Origin of the sequence: Methylobacterium mesophilicum SR1.6/6 (assembly GCF_000364445.2) — a bacterium.
Lineage (GTDB): Bacteria > Pseudomonadota > Alphaproteobacteria > Rhizobiales > Beijerinckiaceae > Methylobacterium > Methylobacterium mesophilicum_A.
In genome coordinates this window covers 5906991-5924495 of record NZ_CP043538.1, presented here as the reverse complement: position 1 = coordinate 5924495, position 17505 = coordinate 5906991, and the positions used below count along the sequence as shown (strand labels likewise).

The 17505-nt window shown below is 70.6% G+C and carries 16 protein-coding genes; 7 read left to right on the top strand and 9 right to left on the bottom strand.

Annotation, left to right across the window (positions count from 1 at the left end; translation table 11 throughout):
* Positions 1–6: 6 nt before the first annotated feature.
* The 9 genes from MMSR116_RS28000 to MMSR116_RS27960 all read right to left on the bottom strand — a co-directional run bounded on the left by MMSR116_RS28000 (position 7) and on the right by MMSR116_RS27960 (position 9579).
* Complete coding sequence (locus MMSR116_RS28000) at positions 7–984, bottom strand: hypothetical protein (protein ID WP_244625549.1); 978 nt, start codon at positions 982–984, stop codon at positions 7–9.
* 626 nt (positions 985–1610) lie between these two features.
* On the bottom strand, positions 1611–2918 hold the full coding sequence (locus MMSR116_RS27995) for an MFS transporter (protein ID WP_010684192.1): 1308 nt from the start codon (positions 2916–2918) through the stop codon (positions 1611–1613).
* A 120-nt stretch (positions 2919–3038) separates the two neighbouring features.
* Positions 3039–3728, bottom strand: coding sequence for a 4-carboxy-4-hydroxy-2-oxoadipate aldolase/oxaloacetate decarboxylase (locus MMSR116_RS27990; protein ID WP_010684191.1), 690 nt, complete (start codon positions 3726–3728; stop codon positions 3039–3041).
* Positions 3725–4450, bottom strand: a complete 726-nt coding sequence (locus MMSR116_RS27985; RefSeq protein WP_010684190.1) for a PIG-L deacetylase family protein — start codon at positions 4448–4450, stop codon at positions 3725–3727. The genes MMSR116_RS27990 and MMSR116_RS27985 overlap by 4 nt, the downstream gene beginning before the upstream one ends.
* A gap of 188 nt (positions 4451–4638) precedes the next feature.
* Positions 4639–5535: a LysR family transcriptional regulator gene (locus tag MMSR116_RS27980; protein WP_010684189.1), complete on the bottom strand. Its 897-nt coding sequence runs from the start codon at positions 5533–5535 to the stop codon at positions 4639–4641.
* Positions 5535–5708: a hypothetical protein gene (locus tag MMSR116_RS27975; RefSeq protein WP_010684188.1), complete on the bottom strand. Its 174-nt coding sequence runs from the start codon at positions 5706–5708 to the stop codon at positions 5535–5537. The genes MMSR116_RS27980 and MMSR116_RS27975 overlap by 1 nt, the downstream gene beginning before the upstream one ends.
* A gap of 73 nt (positions 5709–5781) precedes the next feature.
* A complete protein-coding gene (locus MMSR116_RS27970; RefSeq protein ID WP_158169202.1) occupies positions 5782–7251 on the bottom strand; it encodes an MmgE/PrpD family protein in 1470 nt (489 codons plus the stop codon).
* Positions 7252–7304: 53 nt separating this feature from the next.
* On the bottom strand, positions 7305–8288 hold the full coding sequence (locus tag MMSR116_RS27965; protein ID WP_010684186.1) for a 2-hydroxyacid dehydrogenase: 984 nt from the start codon (positions 8286–8288) through the stop codon (positions 7305–7307).
* Between the two features lie 34 nt (positions 8289–8322).
* Entirely contained in the window at positions 8323–9579 is a 1257-nt protein-coding gene (locus MMSR116_RS27960) for an alpha-hydroxy acid oxidase (protein WP_010684185.1), read from the bottom strand.
* Positions 9580–9780: 201 nt separating this feature from the next.
* On the opposite strand from MMSR116_RS27960, the gene MMSR116_RS27955 reads away from it, so the two are divergent.
* The 7 genes from MMSR116_RS27955 (at position 9781) to MMSR116_RS27925 (ending at position 17459) form a co-directional block, all read left to right on the top strand.
* Entirely contained in the window at positions 9781–10674 is an 894-nt protein-coding gene (locus tag MMSR116_RS27955; protein WP_010684184.1) for an amidohydrolase family protein, read from the top strand.
* Positions 10675–10796: 122 nt separating this feature from the next.
* Positions 10797–11582 (top strand): IclR family transcriptional regulator, encoded by a 786-nt coding sequence (locus MMSR116_RS27950; protein ID WP_010684183.1) that lies wholly within the window; start codon positions 10797–10799, stop codon positions 11580–11582.
* 86 nt (positions 11583–11668) lie between these two features.
* On the top strand, positions 11669–12472 hold the full coding sequence (locus MMSR116_RS27945) for a class II aldolase/adducin family protein (protein WP_010684182.1): 804 nt from the start codon (positions 11669–11671) through the stop codon (positions 12470–12472).
* Between the two features lie 5 nt (positions 12473–12477).
* Positions 12478–13851: an MmgE/PrpD family protein gene (locus MMSR116_RS27940; protein ID WP_010684181.1), complete on the top strand. Its 1374-nt coding sequence runs from the start codon at positions 12478–12480 to the stop codon at positions 13849–13851.
* 70 nt (positions 13852–13921) lie between these two features.
* The gene (locus tag MMSR116_RS27935; protein ID WP_010684180.1) at positions 13922–15265 is read left to right on the top strand and encodes an MFS transporter; all 1344 of its coding nucleotides are present in this window, start codon (positions 13922–13924) and stop codon (positions 15263–15265) included.
* A gap of 14 nt (positions 15266–15279) precedes the next feature.
* Positions 15280–16668 carry an MFS transporter gene (locus tag MMSR116_RS27930; RefSeq protein ID WP_010684179.1) on the top strand — a complete coding sequence of 463 codons (1389 nt, stop codon included), beginning with the start codon at positions 15280–15282 and terminating at the stop codon, positions 16666–16668.
* A gap of 2 nt (positions 16669–16670) precedes the next feature.
* The gene (locus MMSR116_RS27925) at positions 16671–17459 is read left to right on the top strand and encodes an enoyl-CoA hydratase (protein WP_010684178.1); all 789 of its coding nucleotides are present in this window, start codon (positions 16671–16673) and stop codon (positions 17457–17459) included.
* Positions 17460–17505: the final 46 nt, after the last annotated feature.

The window sequence follows — 17505 nt, the reverse complement described above, 5'->3', positions numbered from 1 at the left end:
CGCGCGTCAGCGATCCGTCGCGGTGAGCCGCTGCTCATCCGATCGGGCTTGACTGGCGGCCTTCGCGTACAGGCTCCTGGCGAGATCCGGGTCCGCCCGCAGGCCTCGCACGTTCCAGGCGCGCAGGACGGCCGGATCCCATGTCTGCGCCAGCAGGAAGGTCGCGTTCGGCGCGTTGCGCGCCTGCGCGCGCTCCAGCAGGAGGCGAGCACCGCTGATGTCGCCGAGACGGATCAGGCCCCGGGCCCGCTCCACCAGCGGGTCGACCGATGGCGCCGGCTGCGCTGACGGCTGTGATAGCGGCGATGACGGCGCCGGCCGCGGACGGGGCGCTCCGTCAATCCTCTCGGCGCGGTTCCCTTCGCCGAGCGGTGGAACTGCCGGGCGATCGATCGCCCCGGTTTGAAGCGGTGCGACATGCGTCTCCGGGACGAAGACATGCGAACTCGGCGTCACCCCGGCAGCCGGCAGAGGCGCCTGGGTCCGTGTGCTGGGTGCATCGAGACGACCGGGCTCGCCAGTGGAAGCGGCGGCCTGCTCGGCCTCTGCCCGCACGAAGCTGACCTTGAAGCGACTCGACGTGACTTCGAGGGCGCTGCCGCCCGCCGGCGACCAGATCGCCGCGACCGCGAGCAACAGGCTCCGCTCGCGGTCGCCACGCTGCGTCAGCTGGAGTTTCGAGAGATCCCACGACGTTATGTCGACATCCGCGACCTCGCTCGACGGCGAGAACGCGTTGATCGAATCGCTGATCGTCGCTCCGGGGGGCAATCCGAACAGCTTGATCGCCTCGACCGCGACTTCTCGTGTGCGGACCACCTGGATTTGCAACGGAAGGGCGACCCCGAGCCTGCCGAGGACATCCCGTGTGACGACCGTGAGATCGGACGTCGCGGGCTGCCGCACGTCCGTGTCGCGGTCGCTGTAGGCTGCCGTCCGGCCCGTCGGGTGGACCACGTCGGCGTCTTGCGCCGCGGCCGGCACGGCGAGATGGACGGCCACGAGGCTCGTGAGCGCGAGCGATCTGGAGCAGGCCCCGCTTCCCGTGCGTGAGTCCATCGGAGTCACTCCTGAGCCCGGACGTGTCCTCGGTTTTTCTAAAGGTTAAAATTACCGAGCCTGTCAGTCAATCAAAGATGGTTAAAACGCGTCAAACCAAAAGTCGGAAACTGACAAAGCGGCACCGATCGACGAGCCGGCCGGCGAGACCCGCAATCGTGGATGCATCGAACACTGGATAGATCCGCCTGAACGGCAGCGGCGGGGTGTGGACCAGCCGGTTTCACGTCGGGCGCCCGGCGAGCTGGTCCGTCACCGAACGCCCGGTCGGTCAGCCTCGACCGGACCGGTCGGCTCTGGACGGGGCTGATGGAGAGGATCAGCCCCGACCGGAGGCCTTGAGGACGAGGCGATTTCGGACGACGCGCGCAGAGCGAGCCCACGCGCTCCCTGCCGTGCACAACGGTGGGCGGCAGCGGTTCGAGCACCGCCCACGCCGCGTCCGCCGTGCGGGTCGCACGGGAGATGCCGGGTTCCATGAGTTGCTCTGCGCACAGCCAGGGCCAGCCAGATGGCCGGGACGGGCGCGAAGCAGCCGCCCGGCCGCGTCCCTACGAGGCCGAGACGATGTCTGACGGGTGCTCCTGATGACCGGTCCTCGCTGTCTGACCGCGGCCCTGCTCGTGCAGGTCCGTGCCGGCGGTCTCGGGCAGGAGCAGAGCCGCGCAGAAGGCGACCCCGTAGGCGCAGAGGGCACAGGCTCCCATCGCCGTCCCCAGCGGCAGGCTCGCGGCCAGGATGCCCACCGTGGCGGGCACGACCGAGCCGAAGCCGCGACCGCCGCCCAGGCAGAAGCCCTGGCCGCTCGCCCGGATCGAGGTCGGGAACAGCTCCGCGAAGGTCGGCAGCATGCCCGAGGCCAGGGCCCCCTGGAATGCGCCGAGGAAGAAGCTCAGGACGATGGTCGTGGTGAGGCCGACCGGTGCGAGCAGCAGGATCGCGACGTTGCCGGACTGCAGCAGCAGGAACGTCATGAAGGCGGGCCGCCGCCCGATCCGGTCCGACAGCCAGCCGTAGAGGAGCGGGCCGACGAGGGAGCCGAGGATGTTCATCGCGAGGTAACCGGTGCTCGACTTGATCGAGAGGCCGAGCGCCGTGCGCAGGTAGGTCGGCAGCCACGTGATCATCACGTAGGCGCCGCCGAAGATGCCGGTCGACATGATCGCGGCGGCGGCCGTGCGGCGCAGGTGCCGGCCGGTGAAGATCGTCCAGAACGGCGGCGGCACGACGCCGTCGCGCTGCGCGGCCCGCGCCGCGGCGTAGATGCCGGATTCCGGGACGAGCCGGCGGATGAAGAAGACGAGCCCGGCCGGGACGATGCCGATCGCGAAGAAGACGCGCCAGCCCATCTCCTCGGAGAACAGGGACGCGATGACCGGCAGCAGGCTGACCGAGATCGCGTACCCGACCGCGTAGCTGCTCTGGACGGAGGCGGCGACACGCCCGCGAAGCGCGGGCCGGATCACCTCGCTGATCAGGACGCCGCCGACCGCGGCCTCGCCCCCGTAGCCGAGGCCCTGAAGGAAGCGGACGACGGCGAGAGACCAGAAGTCGCTCATGAACGCGGCCAGGCAGGTGAAGCCCGCGACCATCAGGATGGTGAGCTGCAGGATCCTGACGCGGCCGATCCGGTCGGCCAGGATGCCGGCAGCCCAGCCGCCGACCGCGGCCCCCGCGAGGGAGGCCGTGGCGAGGTAGCCGGCCTCGGCCTGCGTCAGGCCCAGCGTCGCGATCAGCGCCGGGATCACGAGGGCGTAGATCGTCGTGTCCATCGCGTCGAGGCCGAATCCCGCGAAGCAGGCCCAGTAGGTTCGGCGCTCGGTCTGATCGAGCGTGTGGTACCAGCCGAGCTTCATCATGATGCGTCTCCTCCGGCCATACGGGATCGCGCGCCGCTCGGCCGCCGGCCGGGCGGGCAGCACGGTTCAGCCGGCGCCGTCTCTTCGCGGACGGTCTGCCGGCCTCTGTCTCGGCGCTCGTCAGTCCTGCGGATCGTCGCGGTATTCGAGGCCGGCGGCCGCCAGCGCCGGGCGCATCCCGTAGAGGTCGAGACCGAGTTCTCCGGCCGCGAGCCGGGCGCGCTTGGCGACTTCGTTCGCGGCCCGTTCGTCCGCTCTGGCGGCGACGGCCTCGGCCTCGGCGTGCGGGACGACCACGACGCCGTCATCGTCCGCCACGATCGCGTCGCCCGGCCGGACCACGGCGCCCGCGCAGACCACGGGGACGTTGACGCTGCCCAGCGTCGCCTTGACCGTGCCCTTGGCCGAGATCGCCCGCGACCAGACCGGGAAGCCCATCTCCTTGAGCGTGCGCACGTCGCGGCAGCCCGCGTCGATCACCAGGCCGACGCCGCCGCGCGCCTTCAGCGAGGTGGCGAGCAGGTCGCCGAACATGCCGTCGGTGTTGTCGGTCGTGCAGGCCACCACCAGGACGTCGCCGGGGCGGCACTGCTCGATGGCCACGTGCAGCATCCAGTTGTCGCCGGGCTGCGCCAGCACGGTGACGGCGCTGCCGGCGATCGCGGCGCCCGGCCAGATCGGCCGCATGTAGGTCTTCAGGAGACCGGTGCGCCCCTGCGCCTCGTGGACCGTGGAGACGCCGTGCCCGGCGAGCGTGTCGGCGACGGCCGGTGCGACGCGGGGGATGTTGCGGACGACGACGTTGCTCATGCCAGCTCCTCCAGCGTCATCGGGAACAGGCGCTGATAGGCCTCCCCGTAGGTCATCGCCGTCCCGGAGTTGCGGCCGCCCTGGACGCCGCGGTTGAGCGCCACGCGTGTGTAGTACTCCCAGAGGTGCTTCTGTGCGGCGAGCACTTGGAACGCGCGGACCTTGGTCTCCCACACGGCATCGATGTTCAGGATGACCTGGGGCTTGAAGTTGCACTGCTCCGGCTGGTGCGGCTCGAACAGGAACACGGGCGGTGCGGCGTAGCTGCGGCCCGGGTCCGGCTTGTGCCCGGCGGCCTGGGCGATCACCCGGGCCTCCTGCGCCGCGTGGGCAGCGACCGGATGGTCGAAATTGTAGGGATCTTCGAGGGCGTGGGTCAGCACGAAGGCCGGACGCTCCTCGCGGTAGACGTCGACCAGCCGGTCGAGGACGGCCTCGTCGACGCGCAGGGGATAGTCGCCGACGTCGAGGAACTCGATCTCGGCTCCGAGGATGCCGGCCGCTTCCTCGGCCTCGGCGCGGCGCTGGGCCTTCACGTCCTCGAGGCGCACGCCGGCCTTCTTCCAGGCCCACTGGCTCTCGCCGCGCTCGCCGAACGACAGGCAGACGATCTTCATCCGGTAGCCCTTGCGCGCGTGCAGGGCGATGGCGCCGCCGGCGCGCCAGACGAAGTCGCCCGGATGGGCCGTCACGACGAGGCCCGATCGCGCTGCAGCCGCCATGTCTCATCGCTCCCGAGGGATGCACCGCCGCTCGCGGCACTATCGTGCATGCAGGGCTAAGGCGGTCGGGTCGCGCAAACAAATGATTAGATTGAGGGGATTGATGCAGAAGATCGAAGAATAACTGGTCGTTCGCGGGCAGCTTGGTGCGGTGCCACCGGACCGGATACGGCCGGCACGCGGCGCGATCAGAGCGCGTTGAAGTACGCCTGGATCATCCGGGCCAAGCTCTCCGCCACCGGCGACAGGGTGTGATTGCGGCGCGTCACGATGCCGATCGTCCGCGCGATGCTCGGGGCCCGGAGCGGCACGGCGACGATCTTTCCCTCGTCGGCGGCCTGAAAGGCGAGGCGCGGCACGACGGTGGCGCCCAAGCCCCCGCGCACCATGCCGATGGCGGTGGCGACGCGGTGCACCTCGTAGGTCCAGGTCACGTCGGCGTAGCGTCCCCCCAGCCCTGCCGCGATGAGCAGGTTGTTGCCGGTCTGCTCGCCGATCTTGATGAGGATCTCGCGGTCCAGGTCGGACCACGTCACCACCTTCGCGCGGGCGAGCGCGTGATCGGCCCGACACACCAGCACGAAGGCCTCCTGGTGGATGGGCGTGATGTCGAGGTCGTAGTGCTGGGCCGACATGATGGTGATGCCGAATTCGGCCTCGCCCGCCCGCACGCGCTCGATGATCGCGGTGGCCGATTGATCGAGGACCCGCACCAGCACGCCCGGGTGGGCGGCGCTGAAGCCCTGCAGGATGACGGGGAGATGGTGGCCGGCGATCGTCGGCAGGCAACCGAACCTGACGACGTCCTGGCTCTCGCGGCCCTGCCGCCGCAGCGTGCCGAAGATCTGGGAGAGCTCGTCGACGATGCGCTGCGCGCTCGGCAGAAGTTCGACGCCGGCGGGTGTCAGCGTCACCTGCCGCGTCGTCCGCGCGACAAGCCTGACGCCGAGTTCGTCCTCCAGCTTCTTCAGGCGGTGGCTCAGGGCGGCCTGCGAGAGATTGAGGCTGGCCGCGGCCCGGTTGAAGCTGCCCCAATTGGCGATGCTGAGGAAGGCCTGCAGGCCCAGGAAATCGATCCGCTCCATCATCCCTCACCGGCGACGACGCGCAGTCGCCCGCCAAGATCGGCGAGGCAGCGGCGCGCGCTCGGACCGGTCTCGGCCTTCTTGGCGGCGATGGCGAGGCCGAACGCGTTGCGGATGAGCGGCTTGCCGAGCGCGGCCAGGCCGGTCAGGGAACGCCTGCAGATTCGTGCCATCGTGGGATCCGCCCGGCTCGGGTCCCGTCGCGTGGCGCGGGACGCACCGTCTTCGACGCGCCTTCGCGATCACTCAGCCCAGGCGCAGCAGGCCCGCGACGTCGCGCATGGTCCCGACCGTCTCGATCGCCAGCACGGCGTCGATCAGCCGGGACGTCCTGTCCGCGCCGAGGATTGGCGCCATCAGGTCGCGACACTTGGTGACCACCTCCGCCCGCGGCATCGGGTTGTCGGCCGTGCCGCGGACCGCCAGCACCTTGTCGGACAGGACCGTCCCGTCGTTCAGCGCGATGTCCACGATGGCGGCCCGCGCCGGTTCGAGGCGCTCCAGCTCGTCGCTCGGGATCAGCCGGACCTTGGCGCGCAGGCGCAGCACCGTCGGGTCGGCCATGCGGTCGCTGTCGTGCGCCGCCTGGAACGAGGCCGTCCCGTCGAGCAGCATGATCGCCACCATGTGCTGGAGGCAGATGTCGGGCATGTCGCGATTGTCGACGATCCGCGCCTCGGTGTGGGCCACGCGGACGGTGACCGATGTCACCGCTTCGGGCTCGATGCGATGCCGCTGCAGGATGTTGCTCAAGGCATCCAGCGGCGCCTGGATGGGCGAGCCCACCGTCCATTTCTTGATGTTGGTGCGGGCGATCTCGTAGCGCGTGCCAAGGCCGGCCGTCAGCTCGTCCAGCCGAGCGTCGGGCGCGTAGGCCAGGAAGTAGTTGTCGGCCCCCGAGAAGATGTCGTCGATGCCCGTGCAGCCGGCCTTCACCATCAGCGCTGCCGTGAGCCCGCTGCGCGCGGGCATGCCGGCGAACACGAAGGATTTCTCGATGTGCTGCGTGTCGCGCGTCCAGGCGCCGATGCCGGAGGATTGCTGGGCCGCATAGTCGAGCACCCAGCGCATCTGCTGCGCGTCCAGCCCGGCGGCGCAGGCGGCGGCGGCCGCAGCCCCGAAGGCGCCCGCGATGGCGTGGGTGCTCTTGTGGCTGGTGTTGCGGAACGGGATCGCGTCGAAGCTGAGGGTGACGCGGGGGCCGACGTCGTAGCCCAGCGTGACGGCGCGCAGGAAGCGCGTGCCGTCGATCCCGAACGTCTCGGCGGCGGCTAGCGCCGCCGGCACGATCGGCGCGCCCGGATGCGACTGCGAGAACTCGTTCGAGTCGTCGGTCTCGTCGGAGTGGGCCAGCATGCCGTTGACCAGGGCGGCCACGAGCGGATCGGCCGTGCCCCTGGAGGCGACGAGCGTCGCTTCGCCCGAGCCGCCGTAGGAGGTCGCGAAGCTGTAGGCGGCCCTGGCCGGCGGAAGGCCGGAGCCCGACACCATGGCGGCGAAGGTGTCGAGGATGTGGTGCTTGGCCTTCTCCACGATCCCGTCCGGGAGCGCGCGGTCCCGGGCCTCGCCCATATAGGCACTGAGCCTGGCCATGACCGGGCTGACGGTTCCTCCGACGGCGCCGCGGGCAGTCGCGTCGGCCGCGGCGGCGCGCAGTGGCACGGTTCCCAGGAGGGCACCGGCGCCTTGCAGCAGGGCCCGGCGGCTCGGTCTCATCGGATGGCCTTGGTGTAACATCGGTGCTCCGGACAGCGGGTGCGGTGGGCGGTTCAGGCGAGGTCGGGGATCGGCGAGAGCACGGGCGCACCCGCGAAGAAGGCGGCGAGGTTTCCGACGACCTGTCCGATCGTCGCCTCCATGGTCTCCGGCGAGCGGCCGGCGATGTGCGGCGACAGCACGACGTTGGGCAGGGCGCGCAGCGCCGCCGGCACCTCGGGCTCGCCCTCGATCACGTCGAGCCCCGCCCCCGCGAGGCCGCCCGCCGTCAAGGCCTCGACCAGCGCGTCGGTGTCGACCACGGAACCGCGCCCGACATTGACGAGGAAGCCGGACGGTCCGAGTGCGGCGAGGGCCGCGCGTCCGACGCAGTGGCGGGTCGTGGCCCCGCCCGGCAGCGCCACGAACAGCACATCCGCCCAGGCGCAGAGCTCGCCGAGGTTCGACGCGTACGCCCACGGGACATCCGGAACAGGCCGACGGTTGTGGTAGCGCACCGCCATGTCGAAGCCGGCGCACCGCCGGGCGATGCGGCTGCCGATCCCGCCGAGGCCCAGGATGGCGGCACGCTTGCCGTGCGCGCCCGGCCGGGCCGTCCCGCCCTCCCGCCAGCGGCCCGCCCGCACGGCGGCGTCGAAGCGCGGGATGTCGCGCAGCACCGCCAGGAACAGGGCCAGCGCGTGATCGGCCACGCAATCGGCGTTGGTGCCGGTGCCGTGCGTGACGACGATCCCGCGGGCGCGGGCCGCCGCGAGGTCGACGCCCTCGTAGCCGACGCCCTGGGCGCAGATGATGCCGAGATCCGGCAACCGGTCGATCAGGGCGGCCGGGATCGACGTCGTGCCGTTCGTGATGATCGCCCGGATGTGCCCGCCGGCGCGCGCGGCGACCTCCGCGCGCGCCTCGGGGGTGACCGCCTGGTGCACGATGCACTGCGTCCGCAGCCGATCGAGAGCGAAGGGCGCGAGGTCGATCGCCAGAAGCACCTCCGGCTTCGGCGCATCCGATCCGACCGGCGATGATGATGGAGCACGCATGCGGGCTGCTTCCTCGGGCGGCTTCCTCGAACTGTCAGCTGTTCGGGCCGGACGGAATCCGGTGCAGCCGGTCGGGCCCGAGCTCAGACAGGGCGTTCACGCCCAGAAGGCCCATGTTGCGCCCGACCTCGTCCTTCAGGATCGTGATCGCGCGCTCGACCTCGGCCCGGCCGCCCAGGGAGGCGGCGTACAGGAAGGGCCGCCCGACGAAGACGAAGGCGGCGCCGAGCGCCATCGCCTTGAGCACGTCGGTGCCGCGGCGAAAGCCGCTATCGATCATCACCGGGATCGTGCCGCCGAGTGCCTGCACCACGGCGGGGAGCGTGCGCAATGGCGAGACCGTCGCGTCGAGCTGGCGCCCGCCGTGGTTCGACAGGATCACCCCGTCGGCGCCGAGATCCCGGGCGGTGCGCGCGTCGGCGGCCGCCATGATCCCCTTGACGACCAGCCGGCCGCGCCAGCGATCCCGCACCAGCCGCAGGTGATCCCAGCACAGGTGATCCCGGTTGCCGAAATCCCGCAGCACCGACGCGGACAGGATCGGCGCCCCGCGTGCCGCATGGGAATTCTCGAAATGCGGCATGCCGTGGCGCGCCAGCGTGCGCAAGAACGTGCCCGCGGTCCAGCGCGGGCGCGCGAGCCCGTCGAGGGCGAGCCGCAGGCTCGGCCGGAGCGGGGTCGAGAAGCCGGTGCGGGTGATGTTCTCGCGGTTGCCTGAGATCACGGTGTCGACGGTCACGACCAGCGTGCCGAAGCCCGCGGCGGCGATCCGGTCGATCAGGGCCACGATCCGGTCGGGCTCGCCGGGCAGGTAGGCCTGGAACCACGCCTCCGGATTGTGAGGGATCACGTCCTCCATGCGGATCAGGGAGGACGCGCTCATGATCATCGGCACCCGGGCCGCTCGCGCGGCCGCGGCGAGGGCGATGTCCCCGCGATAGGCCGCCAAGGCGCTCAGGCCCATCGGGGCGATGCCGAACGGCGCGGCGTAGTCGCGGCCGAACATCGGCGTGGCTGTCTTGCGCGCACCCACCCCGACAAGCACGCGCGGCACGAAACCGTATTCACGCAGCGCCTGTCGATTGTCGTCCAACGCGGCGTTCGTCTCCGCGGCGCCGGCGATGTAGCCGAAGACGGGACGCGGCAGTCGGCGACGCGCCGCCGCTTCGTAATCCGCCAGCGCCAGGGCAAACGGCCTCCTGCGCCGACCTGCTGACGCGGGTATCCCGGTCGCCGCCGTGCCGGGCACAGCCTCGATAGGCCCGGTCAGTGGCTTGGCGCCTGACGTCATGGGTCTCCCGTTCGTCGATCGGGCCGGGCCGCCCTGGGCCCCAGATTGACGGCGTCGCAGCCACCAATTTCACGAATGTGTAAGAAATTGGCGAATGTGTCCAGTCAACGGGGTAACTCATACGACTTAATTCATGTCTGTGCATTGTTACCGGATCTGCGATGCGCCATGAGAGGCGGCCGATCCAGGTCGGAGGATCCCATGAGCCGCGACTGCCTGCCCCCTCCGGCACCCGAGGCGCCGGGTTTCCCGCTGCCGGAGGGCGCCTGCGACAGCCACACACACGTGTTCGGGCCCTTCGCGCGCCATCCCCTGTCGGGGGAGCGCAGCTACACGCCGCCGGAGAACGATGGTCCCGCCCTTTTGAGGCAGCTCGACGCAATGGGCCTCGCGCGGTGCGTGATCGTCACCGCCAGCGCCTACGGCGCCGACAATCACGCCATGCTGGAGGCGCTCGCGCTGGCCCCAGACCGCCTCCGCGGCGTCGCCGTCCTGTCCGAGGGCGTCGGCGAGGCCGATCTCGACGCCATGGCGCAGGCCGGCGTGCGCGGCGTGCGCGTCAACCTGTTCCGGCGCGACGGACATCAGGTCTACCGCAACGGCATGGGGCTTGAGGCCCTGCAGACGCTCGCGCCCCGGCTGCGGGCGCGGGGATGGCACCTCCAGGCATGGCTGCACGCGCCGGACCTGCCTGAACTCTGGCCGAGCCTGGCCGCCTGCGGCATGCCGGTGGTGATCGACCACATGGGCCGCATGAGCACGGCCCGGGGCGTCGACGACCCGGGCTTCGCGCTGCTGTGCCGGCTGGTGGCAGACGGCGCGGCCTGGACCAAGATCTCGGGGGCGGACCGCCTCACCGTCACGGGGCCGCCCTATGGCGACGTCGACCCGTTCGCCGCCGCCCTGATCGCGGCCAACCCGGAACGCCTCGTCTGGGGCAGCGACTGGCCGCACATCAACTATTTCGGCGGCGCGACTGACCGCGGCGTGCCGTCCGACGCGAACCTCCTGCGGGCGCTGCGGCGCTGGACCGACGACCGCGTCCTGCGCCGCATCCTGGTGGACAACCCGGGCGCGCTCTACGGCTTCCCGTGAGTGCCGACGCTACCGGGTCCCCTCGCCTTCCGGTATCAACGAGCGGTCGCTCGGGTGACGGGCCGGCCGGACCGGGACATGCGTTTCATATATGTGAATGACCAGATCGCGGTGCGGGCGTCGTGACGGTGCGCGCGGAGGTCCCGCCCGAGGCTCAGGGCGCGGCCGTGAAGTCGGCGCGCCGGGTGGTCGAGGTGCTGGAGCATTTCGACCGCGTGCAGTGCCCGCAATCCCTCACCGAGATCGCGGGGGCGCTGGGCTACCCGGCCTCAAGCACTCTGGCCCTGCTCAAGAGCCTGCTCACCCTCGATTATCTCTCCTACGATTTCGAGCGGCGCACCTACAGCCCGACCATGCGGGTCGCGATGCTGGGCGCCTGGGTGCAGGCCTGCGTCTTCCGTGACGGTGTTCTGATCCGGCTGATGGAGGCGCTGCAGGAGGCGACCGGCGAGACGGTCGTGCTCGGCATGCAGAACGATCTCCACGTCCAGTACATCCACGTCGTCCAGGCCCGCCATCTGCTGCGCTACCACCTGCACCCGGGCACGTTCCGGCCGATCCACGCGACGGCGGCCGGGCGCATGCTGCTCGCGCACCAGTCCCGCGATGCCGTCGCCCGCCTCGTGCGCCAGCTCAACCGGCGCGGCGGCGTGAGCCTCGATCTCGATACCTTCTGGGACGGACTCCAAGAGATCCGCGCCGCCGGCCACGCGTGGTCGGCCAACCAAGTCACCGAGGGTGCCGGGACCATGGCGGTGCTGGCGCCCAAGATGGCGGACGGGCGCGCCACCGTCCTCGGCATCGCCGGCCCCCTGTCACGGCTCGAACCGAACCGGGAGCGGATCCTGGCGAGCCTGCGCAGCATCGTCGGCCCGCCACTGGTCGAACCTAAAAATTCACGGTTGTAAATTTTTCGGAAGTGAGCGACCCTTCGGTCAAGACACGCCGATGCGCCGGACCAGCAGGCCCTGCGCCGGACAGACGGGAGGCGCGGATGACGGACGGCATCGCCGAGCTTCGGGGGAATCGCTACGATCTCGACCTTCCTTCGATGCGCGATCGCGTCTCACCCGAGGAATGGGAGGCGCGGGTCAACCTCGCGGCCTGCTACCGGCTGGTCGCCCTCTGGGACATGACCGACATGATCGCGAACCACATCTCGGTTCGCGTCCCCGGTGAGCCGGAGCATTTCCTGATCAATGCCTACGGGCTGCTCTACGAGGAGATCTCAGCCTCGAACCTCGTGAAGATCGATTTCGAAGGCAACATCGTCGACAAGCCCGACTTCGATTATGGCGTGAACCGGGCCGGCTTCGTGATCCACAGCGCGGTCCACCGGGCGCGGCACGAGGTCGATTGCGTGATCCACACGCACACGCCAGCCGGCATGGCGATCTCGGCCATGAAGTGCGGCCTCCTGCCGATGACCCAGACGGCGATGCGCTTCTCGACGGTCGCCTACCACGATTACGAGGGCGTGGCGGTCGATCTCGACGAGCAGAAGCGCATCGTGGAGGATCTCGGCGACGCCGACCTGATGATCCTGCGCAACCACGGCCTGCTGGTGGTCGGACCGACCGTGCCGCAGGCCTTCAGCAACATCTACCGCGCGGAACTCGCCTGCAAGGCGCAGCTCATGGCGATGGCGGCGAGCACCGACCTCGTCCTGCCCTCCGACGCGGTCATCGCCAAGACCAACCACCTCTACCGGCCGGAGGTGCGCCGCCCGTTCGGCGTGCTCGAATGGCCCGCGCTCCTGCGCAAGCTCGACCGGATCGACCCGACCTACCGGGATTGACCGCCATGACCGCGGCTCACTCGGGCACGGTGATCGAAGCGCTGGCGGATTACGCCGCCTCCGAGGGCGAGCGATCGCTGCCGGAGGAAGTGCTGCACCACGCCAAGCGCGCCCTGATCGACTGGTTCGCCGCGCTCCTGCCGGGCGCACAGCTCCCGCCCGCGACCCTGCTGACCGCGGCCCTCGCGGACGAGTTCGGGGCGGAAGGCGGCGCCGTGGTGTACGGTACCGGGCGCCGGGCTCCGTTGCGCACGGCGGCGCTGATCAACGCCACCGCCTCGCATAGCATCGAGTTCGACGACATCTTCCGCGATGCGATCTACCATCCGGGCTGCCCGGTGATCGGCGCGGCGCTCGCGGCGGCGCAGACGGTCGGCGCCGACGGGGCGGCGCTGCTGCGCGCCATCGTGATCGGCTACGAGGTCTCGACGCGCATCGGCGTGGCGGTGCAGCCCTCGCACTACCGCTACTGGCACACCACCGGCACGATCGGCACCTTCGGGGCCGCCGCCGCGACCGCTTCCCTGCTCCGCCTCGATGCCGGGCGCTTCGCCCATGCGCTCGCCACCGCCGCCACGATGGCGGCCGGGCTCCAGCAAGCCTTCCGCTCCGACGCCATGTCGAAGCCGCTCCATGCCGGGCACGCCGCGGAGGCCGGGGCGCTCTCCGCCCTGGCGGCCAGCCGCGGCGTCACCGGCGCCCTCGACGTGCTGGAGGGGGAGGCCGGCTTCGGGGCCGCGATGAGCCGGGGCGCGGACTGGCCACGCGCCGTCGCGGATCTGGGGCGCCGCTACAACATCTGCGCCATGACGTTCAAGAACCACGGCTGCTGCGGCCACGCCTTCGCGGCCATCGACGCGGCCCTGGCGCTGCGGCCGGGTCTCGACCTCGACGCCATCGAGGCCATCACCATCGGCACCTACCGGACGGCCCTCGACGTCACCGACCGGCGCGCGGTCGCGACGCCCTTCGAGGGGCGGTTCTCGACGCCCTTCACGGTGGCGAGCGCCCTCGTGCACGGCAGCGTGCGGCTCGACGCGGTCTCGCCGGAGCGCCTCGCCGATCCGCGGGTCCAGGCGCTGATGCGCCGCGTCGCCATGGTGGTCGATCCGGACTGCGAGGCCGCGTTCCCGGCCCGGCGCTCGGCCGTCGTGACCGTCACCCTGACGGATGGAAGGAGCTTCGCGCAGCGCCAGCCGACCCGCAAGGGCGATCCGGACGCGCCGCTCACCGACAACGAGCTGGCCGACAAATTCCGCGAACTCGCAAGCCCCGCCGTGGGGGACGCAGCGGCGGCCGATCTCCTCGCGACCCTGCGCGTGCTCGACACCGCCCCGGCGGAAACCGTGGCGCAGCTCGGGCGGCCGGGACCGGACTAGGCGTTCCGGCCGCAAGACCACACCCGCCAGAGCCGCGAGACCGGCCGGCGGCCTCCAGGGAGGAGAGCGCATGGACACGCGGGCAATCCCCGCCGGCCTCGCCGTACAGGACGGCACGCGGTCGGACGGGGTGACGGACCTGGAGCGTGACACGATCCGCCGGATCAACCGGCGGTTCATGCCGATCCTCGTCGTCGCCTACATGGTTTCGTTCATCGACCGGGTGAATGTCGGCTTCGCGGCGCTGACCGCCAACCGGGAGCTCGGCCTCTCGGCCACCGCCTACGGCTGGGGCGCGGGCATCTTCTTCCTCGGCTACTTCCTGTTCGAGTATCCGAGCAACGTGATGATGGGCCGGGTCGGCGCCCGACTCTGGCTGTCCCGCATCATGATCACCTGGGGCTTCATCTCGGCCGGGATGGCACTCGTGACCGGGCCGGTCTCGTTCTGCATCGCCCGGTTCCTGCTCGGCGTCGCGGAGGCCGGGTTCTTCCCCGGCCTGCTGCTGTTCGCCGCGCTCTGGTACCCGAAGGCGTACCGCGCCCGCTGCATCGGCATCATGCTGGTGGGCATGGCGGTGTCGAGCCTCGTCGGCGCGCCGATCTCGGGGCTGCTGCTGGGTCTCGACGGGTGGCTCGGGCTGTCCGGCTGGCAGTGGATGTACATCCTCGAAGGGCTGCCGGCGGTCTTCCTGGGCGTGCTGCTGCTGTTCGTCCTGACCGACACGCCCGACAAGGCCGAATGGCTCAACCGCGAGCAGCGGGACTGGCTGCGCCGGACGCTTGCGGCCGAGCCGGCCCGGCCGCATGCCGCGCCGAACGTCTGGGCGACGATCCGCGATCCGCGGGTGCTGTTCTACGCGTTCCTGTTCTTCAACGTCACGACGGCGAGCTACGGCCTGAGCCTGTGGCTGCCGCAGATCGTCAAGGCCGCCGGCCTGACCAACGCCCAGACCGGCTTCGTGACCGCGATCCCCTACGCGTTCGGCACCCTCGCGATGGTGCTGGGCGGCTGGTGGTCGGACCGGCACGCGGACCGGATCGTGCCGACCGCCGCCATGACCTTCCTGGTCGCCGCCGGCCTCACCGCTTCGGTCTGGCTCGCCGCGCCGCTCGCGCAGTTCGCCGCGATCTGCGTGGTGATGATCGGCATCTACGGGCTGAAAGGTCCCTCGCTCGCTCTCTACACCGAGAGCTTTCCCGGCCCGGCGGCGGCCGGCTCGATCGCCATGGTGACGGCGCTCGGCAACCTGTCGGGCTTCCTGCCCCCCTACCTCGTCGGCTGGATCAAGGATGCGACGGGGCAATTCACCTACGGCCTCCTGTTCCTGGCCGCGATCGCCTTCCTGGGGGGCGTGCAGGCCCTGCTCGCCCCCGCCTTCGAGCGGCGCCTCGCCGCCTCCGCGCCACGATGACGGAGCGATCCGCGATGCTCGCAACCGACACCGCCCTCGGGGAGGCGCGCCCCGCCCTCCACCACCGCGTCGCCTCGATCCTTGGCGGGTCGGTGGGCAACCTGATCGAGTGGTTCGACCTGCACATCTACACGGCGTTCTCCCTCTACTTCGCGCCGCAGTTCTTCCCCGGCGATTCGCCAAACGTGCAGCTCCTCAACGCCGCCGGGATCTTCGCCCTGGGCTTCCTGCTGCGGCCCCTCGGGAGCTGGATCTTCGGCGTCTACGCCGACCGGCACGGGCGGCGCACCGCGCTGAGTCTGTGCGTGACCCTGATGTGCGCGGGGTCGCTGCTGATCGCGATCTGCCCGACCTACGAGCAGGCAGGTATCCTGGCGCCTGCGATGCTCCTGCTCGCGCGCATGCTGCAGGGCCTGTCGCTCGGCGGCGAGTACGGGGCGAGTTCGGTCTACCTGACGGAGATCGCGGATCCGCGCCGCCGCGGCTTCTTCAGCAGCTTCAACTACGTGACGCTGATCTCGGGCCAGCTGCTGGCGACCTTCCTGCTGGTGGTGATGCGGGCGCTCCTGAGTTCCGACCAGATCGCCGCCTGGGGCTGGCGCGTCCCGTTCGCCATCGGTGCAGCCTGCGCGGTCATCGGCTACGCCCTGCGCCGGAACATCGACGAGACCGACCAGTTCAGGGCGCTCGAGCGCCGGGGCACGGCGGAGCGGCCGACCTTGCGCCTCCTAGCCCAACCGCGCGCCCTGGTCCTGGTCGCCGGCATGACGGTCGGCGGCACGGTCGCGTTCTTCACCTACACGGTCTACATGCACCGGTTCCTGTCGAACTCGGCCGGGCTGACGCGGGATCAGACGACGCTGGTCTCCTGCGCCACGCTGTTCGTGTTCGCCTTGCTGCAGCCGCTGCTCGGGGCGCTGTCGGACCGGATCGGGCGCAAGCCCCTGCTGCTCGCCTTCGGTGTCCTCGGGACGCTCGGCACCGTGCCGCTGATGACCGCGATGACCCGGGTCCACGATGCGCGGTCGGCGCTGATCCTGCTGATGATCGCGCTGGTCATCGTGTCCGGCTACACGTCGGTCAACTCAGTCGTGAAGGCCGAACTCTTCCCCACGAGCGTGCGGGTCCTCGGCGTCGGCCTTCCCTACACCCTGGCGACATCCGTTTTCGGCGGCAGCGCCGAGTATGTCGGGTTGTGGTTCAAGCATCTCGGCCATGAGACCCTGTTCTTCTACTACGTCAGCGCCTGCATCGCCTGCACCTTCGTCACGACGCTGTTCCTCAAGGAGGGCGGCACCGCGAGTCTCGATCCTGAGCGGGTCGGCGGCGAGCCCCACCCGTCGAAGGGTCTCGTGACCGGCGTTGCGCCGCTAGCCGACTCGCCCCGCACCGCTCAAGGATAGCCATGGCAGACCCCCAACTCATTGTGCAGCGGGACGGGCCGATCGGCTGGCTGATCTTCAGCAATGTCGCCAAGCACAACGCCATGACGTTCGAGATGTGGCGCGGCGTGCCCGAGGTGATCGCCGGCCTCGCGGAGGATCCGGAGATCCGCATCCTCGCGCTGAAGGGCGCGGGCGAGAAGGCGTTCGTATCCGGCGCCGACATCTCCGAGTTCGAGACCAGGCGCGGCTCCAGCGAGGCCCAGATGGCCTACAACGCCGCCGCGGACGCGGCGACCGCGATCATCCAGACCTGCCCCAAGCCCACCCTCGCCATGGTGCGCGGCTACTGCATCGGCGGCGGCCTCGCCCTCGCGCTAGCCTGCGACCTGCGCTTCGCCGCGGAGGGCACGCGCTTCGCTATCCCCGCGGCCAGGCTCGGCCTGGGCTACCGCTACGCCGGCATGCGCCGCCTCGTCGACGTGGTCGGCCCCTCGCGCGCCAAGGACATCTTCTACTCGGCACGCCAGTTCGACACCGCCGAGGCGCTGAGCATGGGGCTGATCAACCGGATTGTTCCCAAGGATGCGCTGGAGGAGGAGGTCCGAGCCTACGGGACCCGCGTCGCCGCCAATGCGCCGCTGACCATCGCGGCCGCCAAGCTCGCCATCGACGCGGCCACCACCGAGCCCGGCCCGGACGCCCTCGCCGCCATCGACCGCGCGATCAAGGCCTGCTTCGCCAGCGAGGATTACCGGGAGGGCCCGATCGCCTTCCGCGAGAAGCGGCCGCCGAACTTCAAGGGCCGCTGAGCGCCCTGCCCCTGAACCGGCCCCCCATTCATCACGCCGCGCGAAA

What these genes read in the sequence shown, in the direction of transcription:
- MMSR116_RS27995 (WP_010684192.1), bottom strand. Translation starts at nt 2,918, where the DNA reads ATGATGAAGCTCGGCTGGTACCACACGCTCGATCAGACCGAGCGCCGA.
- MMSR116_RS27990 (WP_010684191.1), bottom strand. Translation starts at nt 3,728, where the DNA reads ATGAGCAACGTCGTCGTCCGCAACATCCCCCGCGTCGCACCGGCCGTC.
- MMSR116_RS27985 (WP_010684190.1), bottom strand. Translation starts at nt 4,450, where the DNA reads ATGGCGGCTGCAGCGCGATCGGGCCTCGTCGTGACGGCCCATCCGGGC.
- MMSR116_RS27980 (WP_010684189.1), bottom strand. Translation starts at nt 5,535, where the DNA reads ATGGAGCGGATCGATTTCCTGGGCCTGCAGGCCTTCCTCAGCATCGCC.
- MMSR116_RS27975 (WP_010684188.1), bottom strand. Translation starts at nt 5,708, where the DNA reads ATGGCACGAATCTGCAGGCGTTCCCTGACCGGCCTGGCCGCGCTCGGC.
- MMSR116_RS27970 (WP_158169202.1), bottom strand. Translation starts at nt 7,251, where the DNA reads ATGAGACCGAGCCGCCGGGCCCTGCTGCAAGGCGCCGGTGCCCTCCTG.
- MMSR116_RS27965 (WP_010684186.1), bottom strand. Translation starts at nt 8,288, where the DNA reads ATGCGTGCTCCATCATCATCGCCGGTCGGATCGGATGCGCCGAAGCCG.
- MMSR116_RS27960 (WP_010684185.1), bottom strand. Translation starts at nt 9,579, where the DNA reads ATGACGTCAGGCGCCAAGCCACTGACCGGGCCTATCGAGGCTGTGCCC.
- MMSR116_RS27955 (WP_010684184.1), top strand. Translation starts at nt 9,781, where the DNA reads ATGAGCCGCGACTGCCTGCCCCCTCCGGCACCCGAGGCGCCGGGTTTC.
- MMSR116_RS27945 (WP_010684182.1), top strand. Translation starts at nt 11,669, where the DNA reads ATGACGGACGGCATCGCCGAGCTTCGGGGGAATCGCTACGATCTCGAC.
- MMSR116_RS27940 (WP_010684181.1), top strand. Translation starts at nt 12,478, where the DNA reads ATGACCGCGGCTCACTCGGGCACGGTGATCGAAGCGCTGGCGGATTAC.
- MMSR116_RS27935 (WP_010684180.1), top strand. Translation starts at nt 13,922, where the DNA reads ATGGACACGCGGGCAATCCCCGCCGGCCTCGCCGTACAGGACGGCACG.
- MMSR116_RS27930 (WP_010684179.1), top strand. Translation starts at nt 15,280, where the DNA reads ATGCTCGCAACCGACACCGCCCTCGGGGAGGCGCGCCCCGCCCTCCAC.
- MMSR116_RS27925 (WP_010684178.1), top strand. Translation starts at nt 16,671, where the DNA reads ATGGCAGACCCCCAACTCATTGTGCAGCGGGACGGGCCGATCGGCTGG.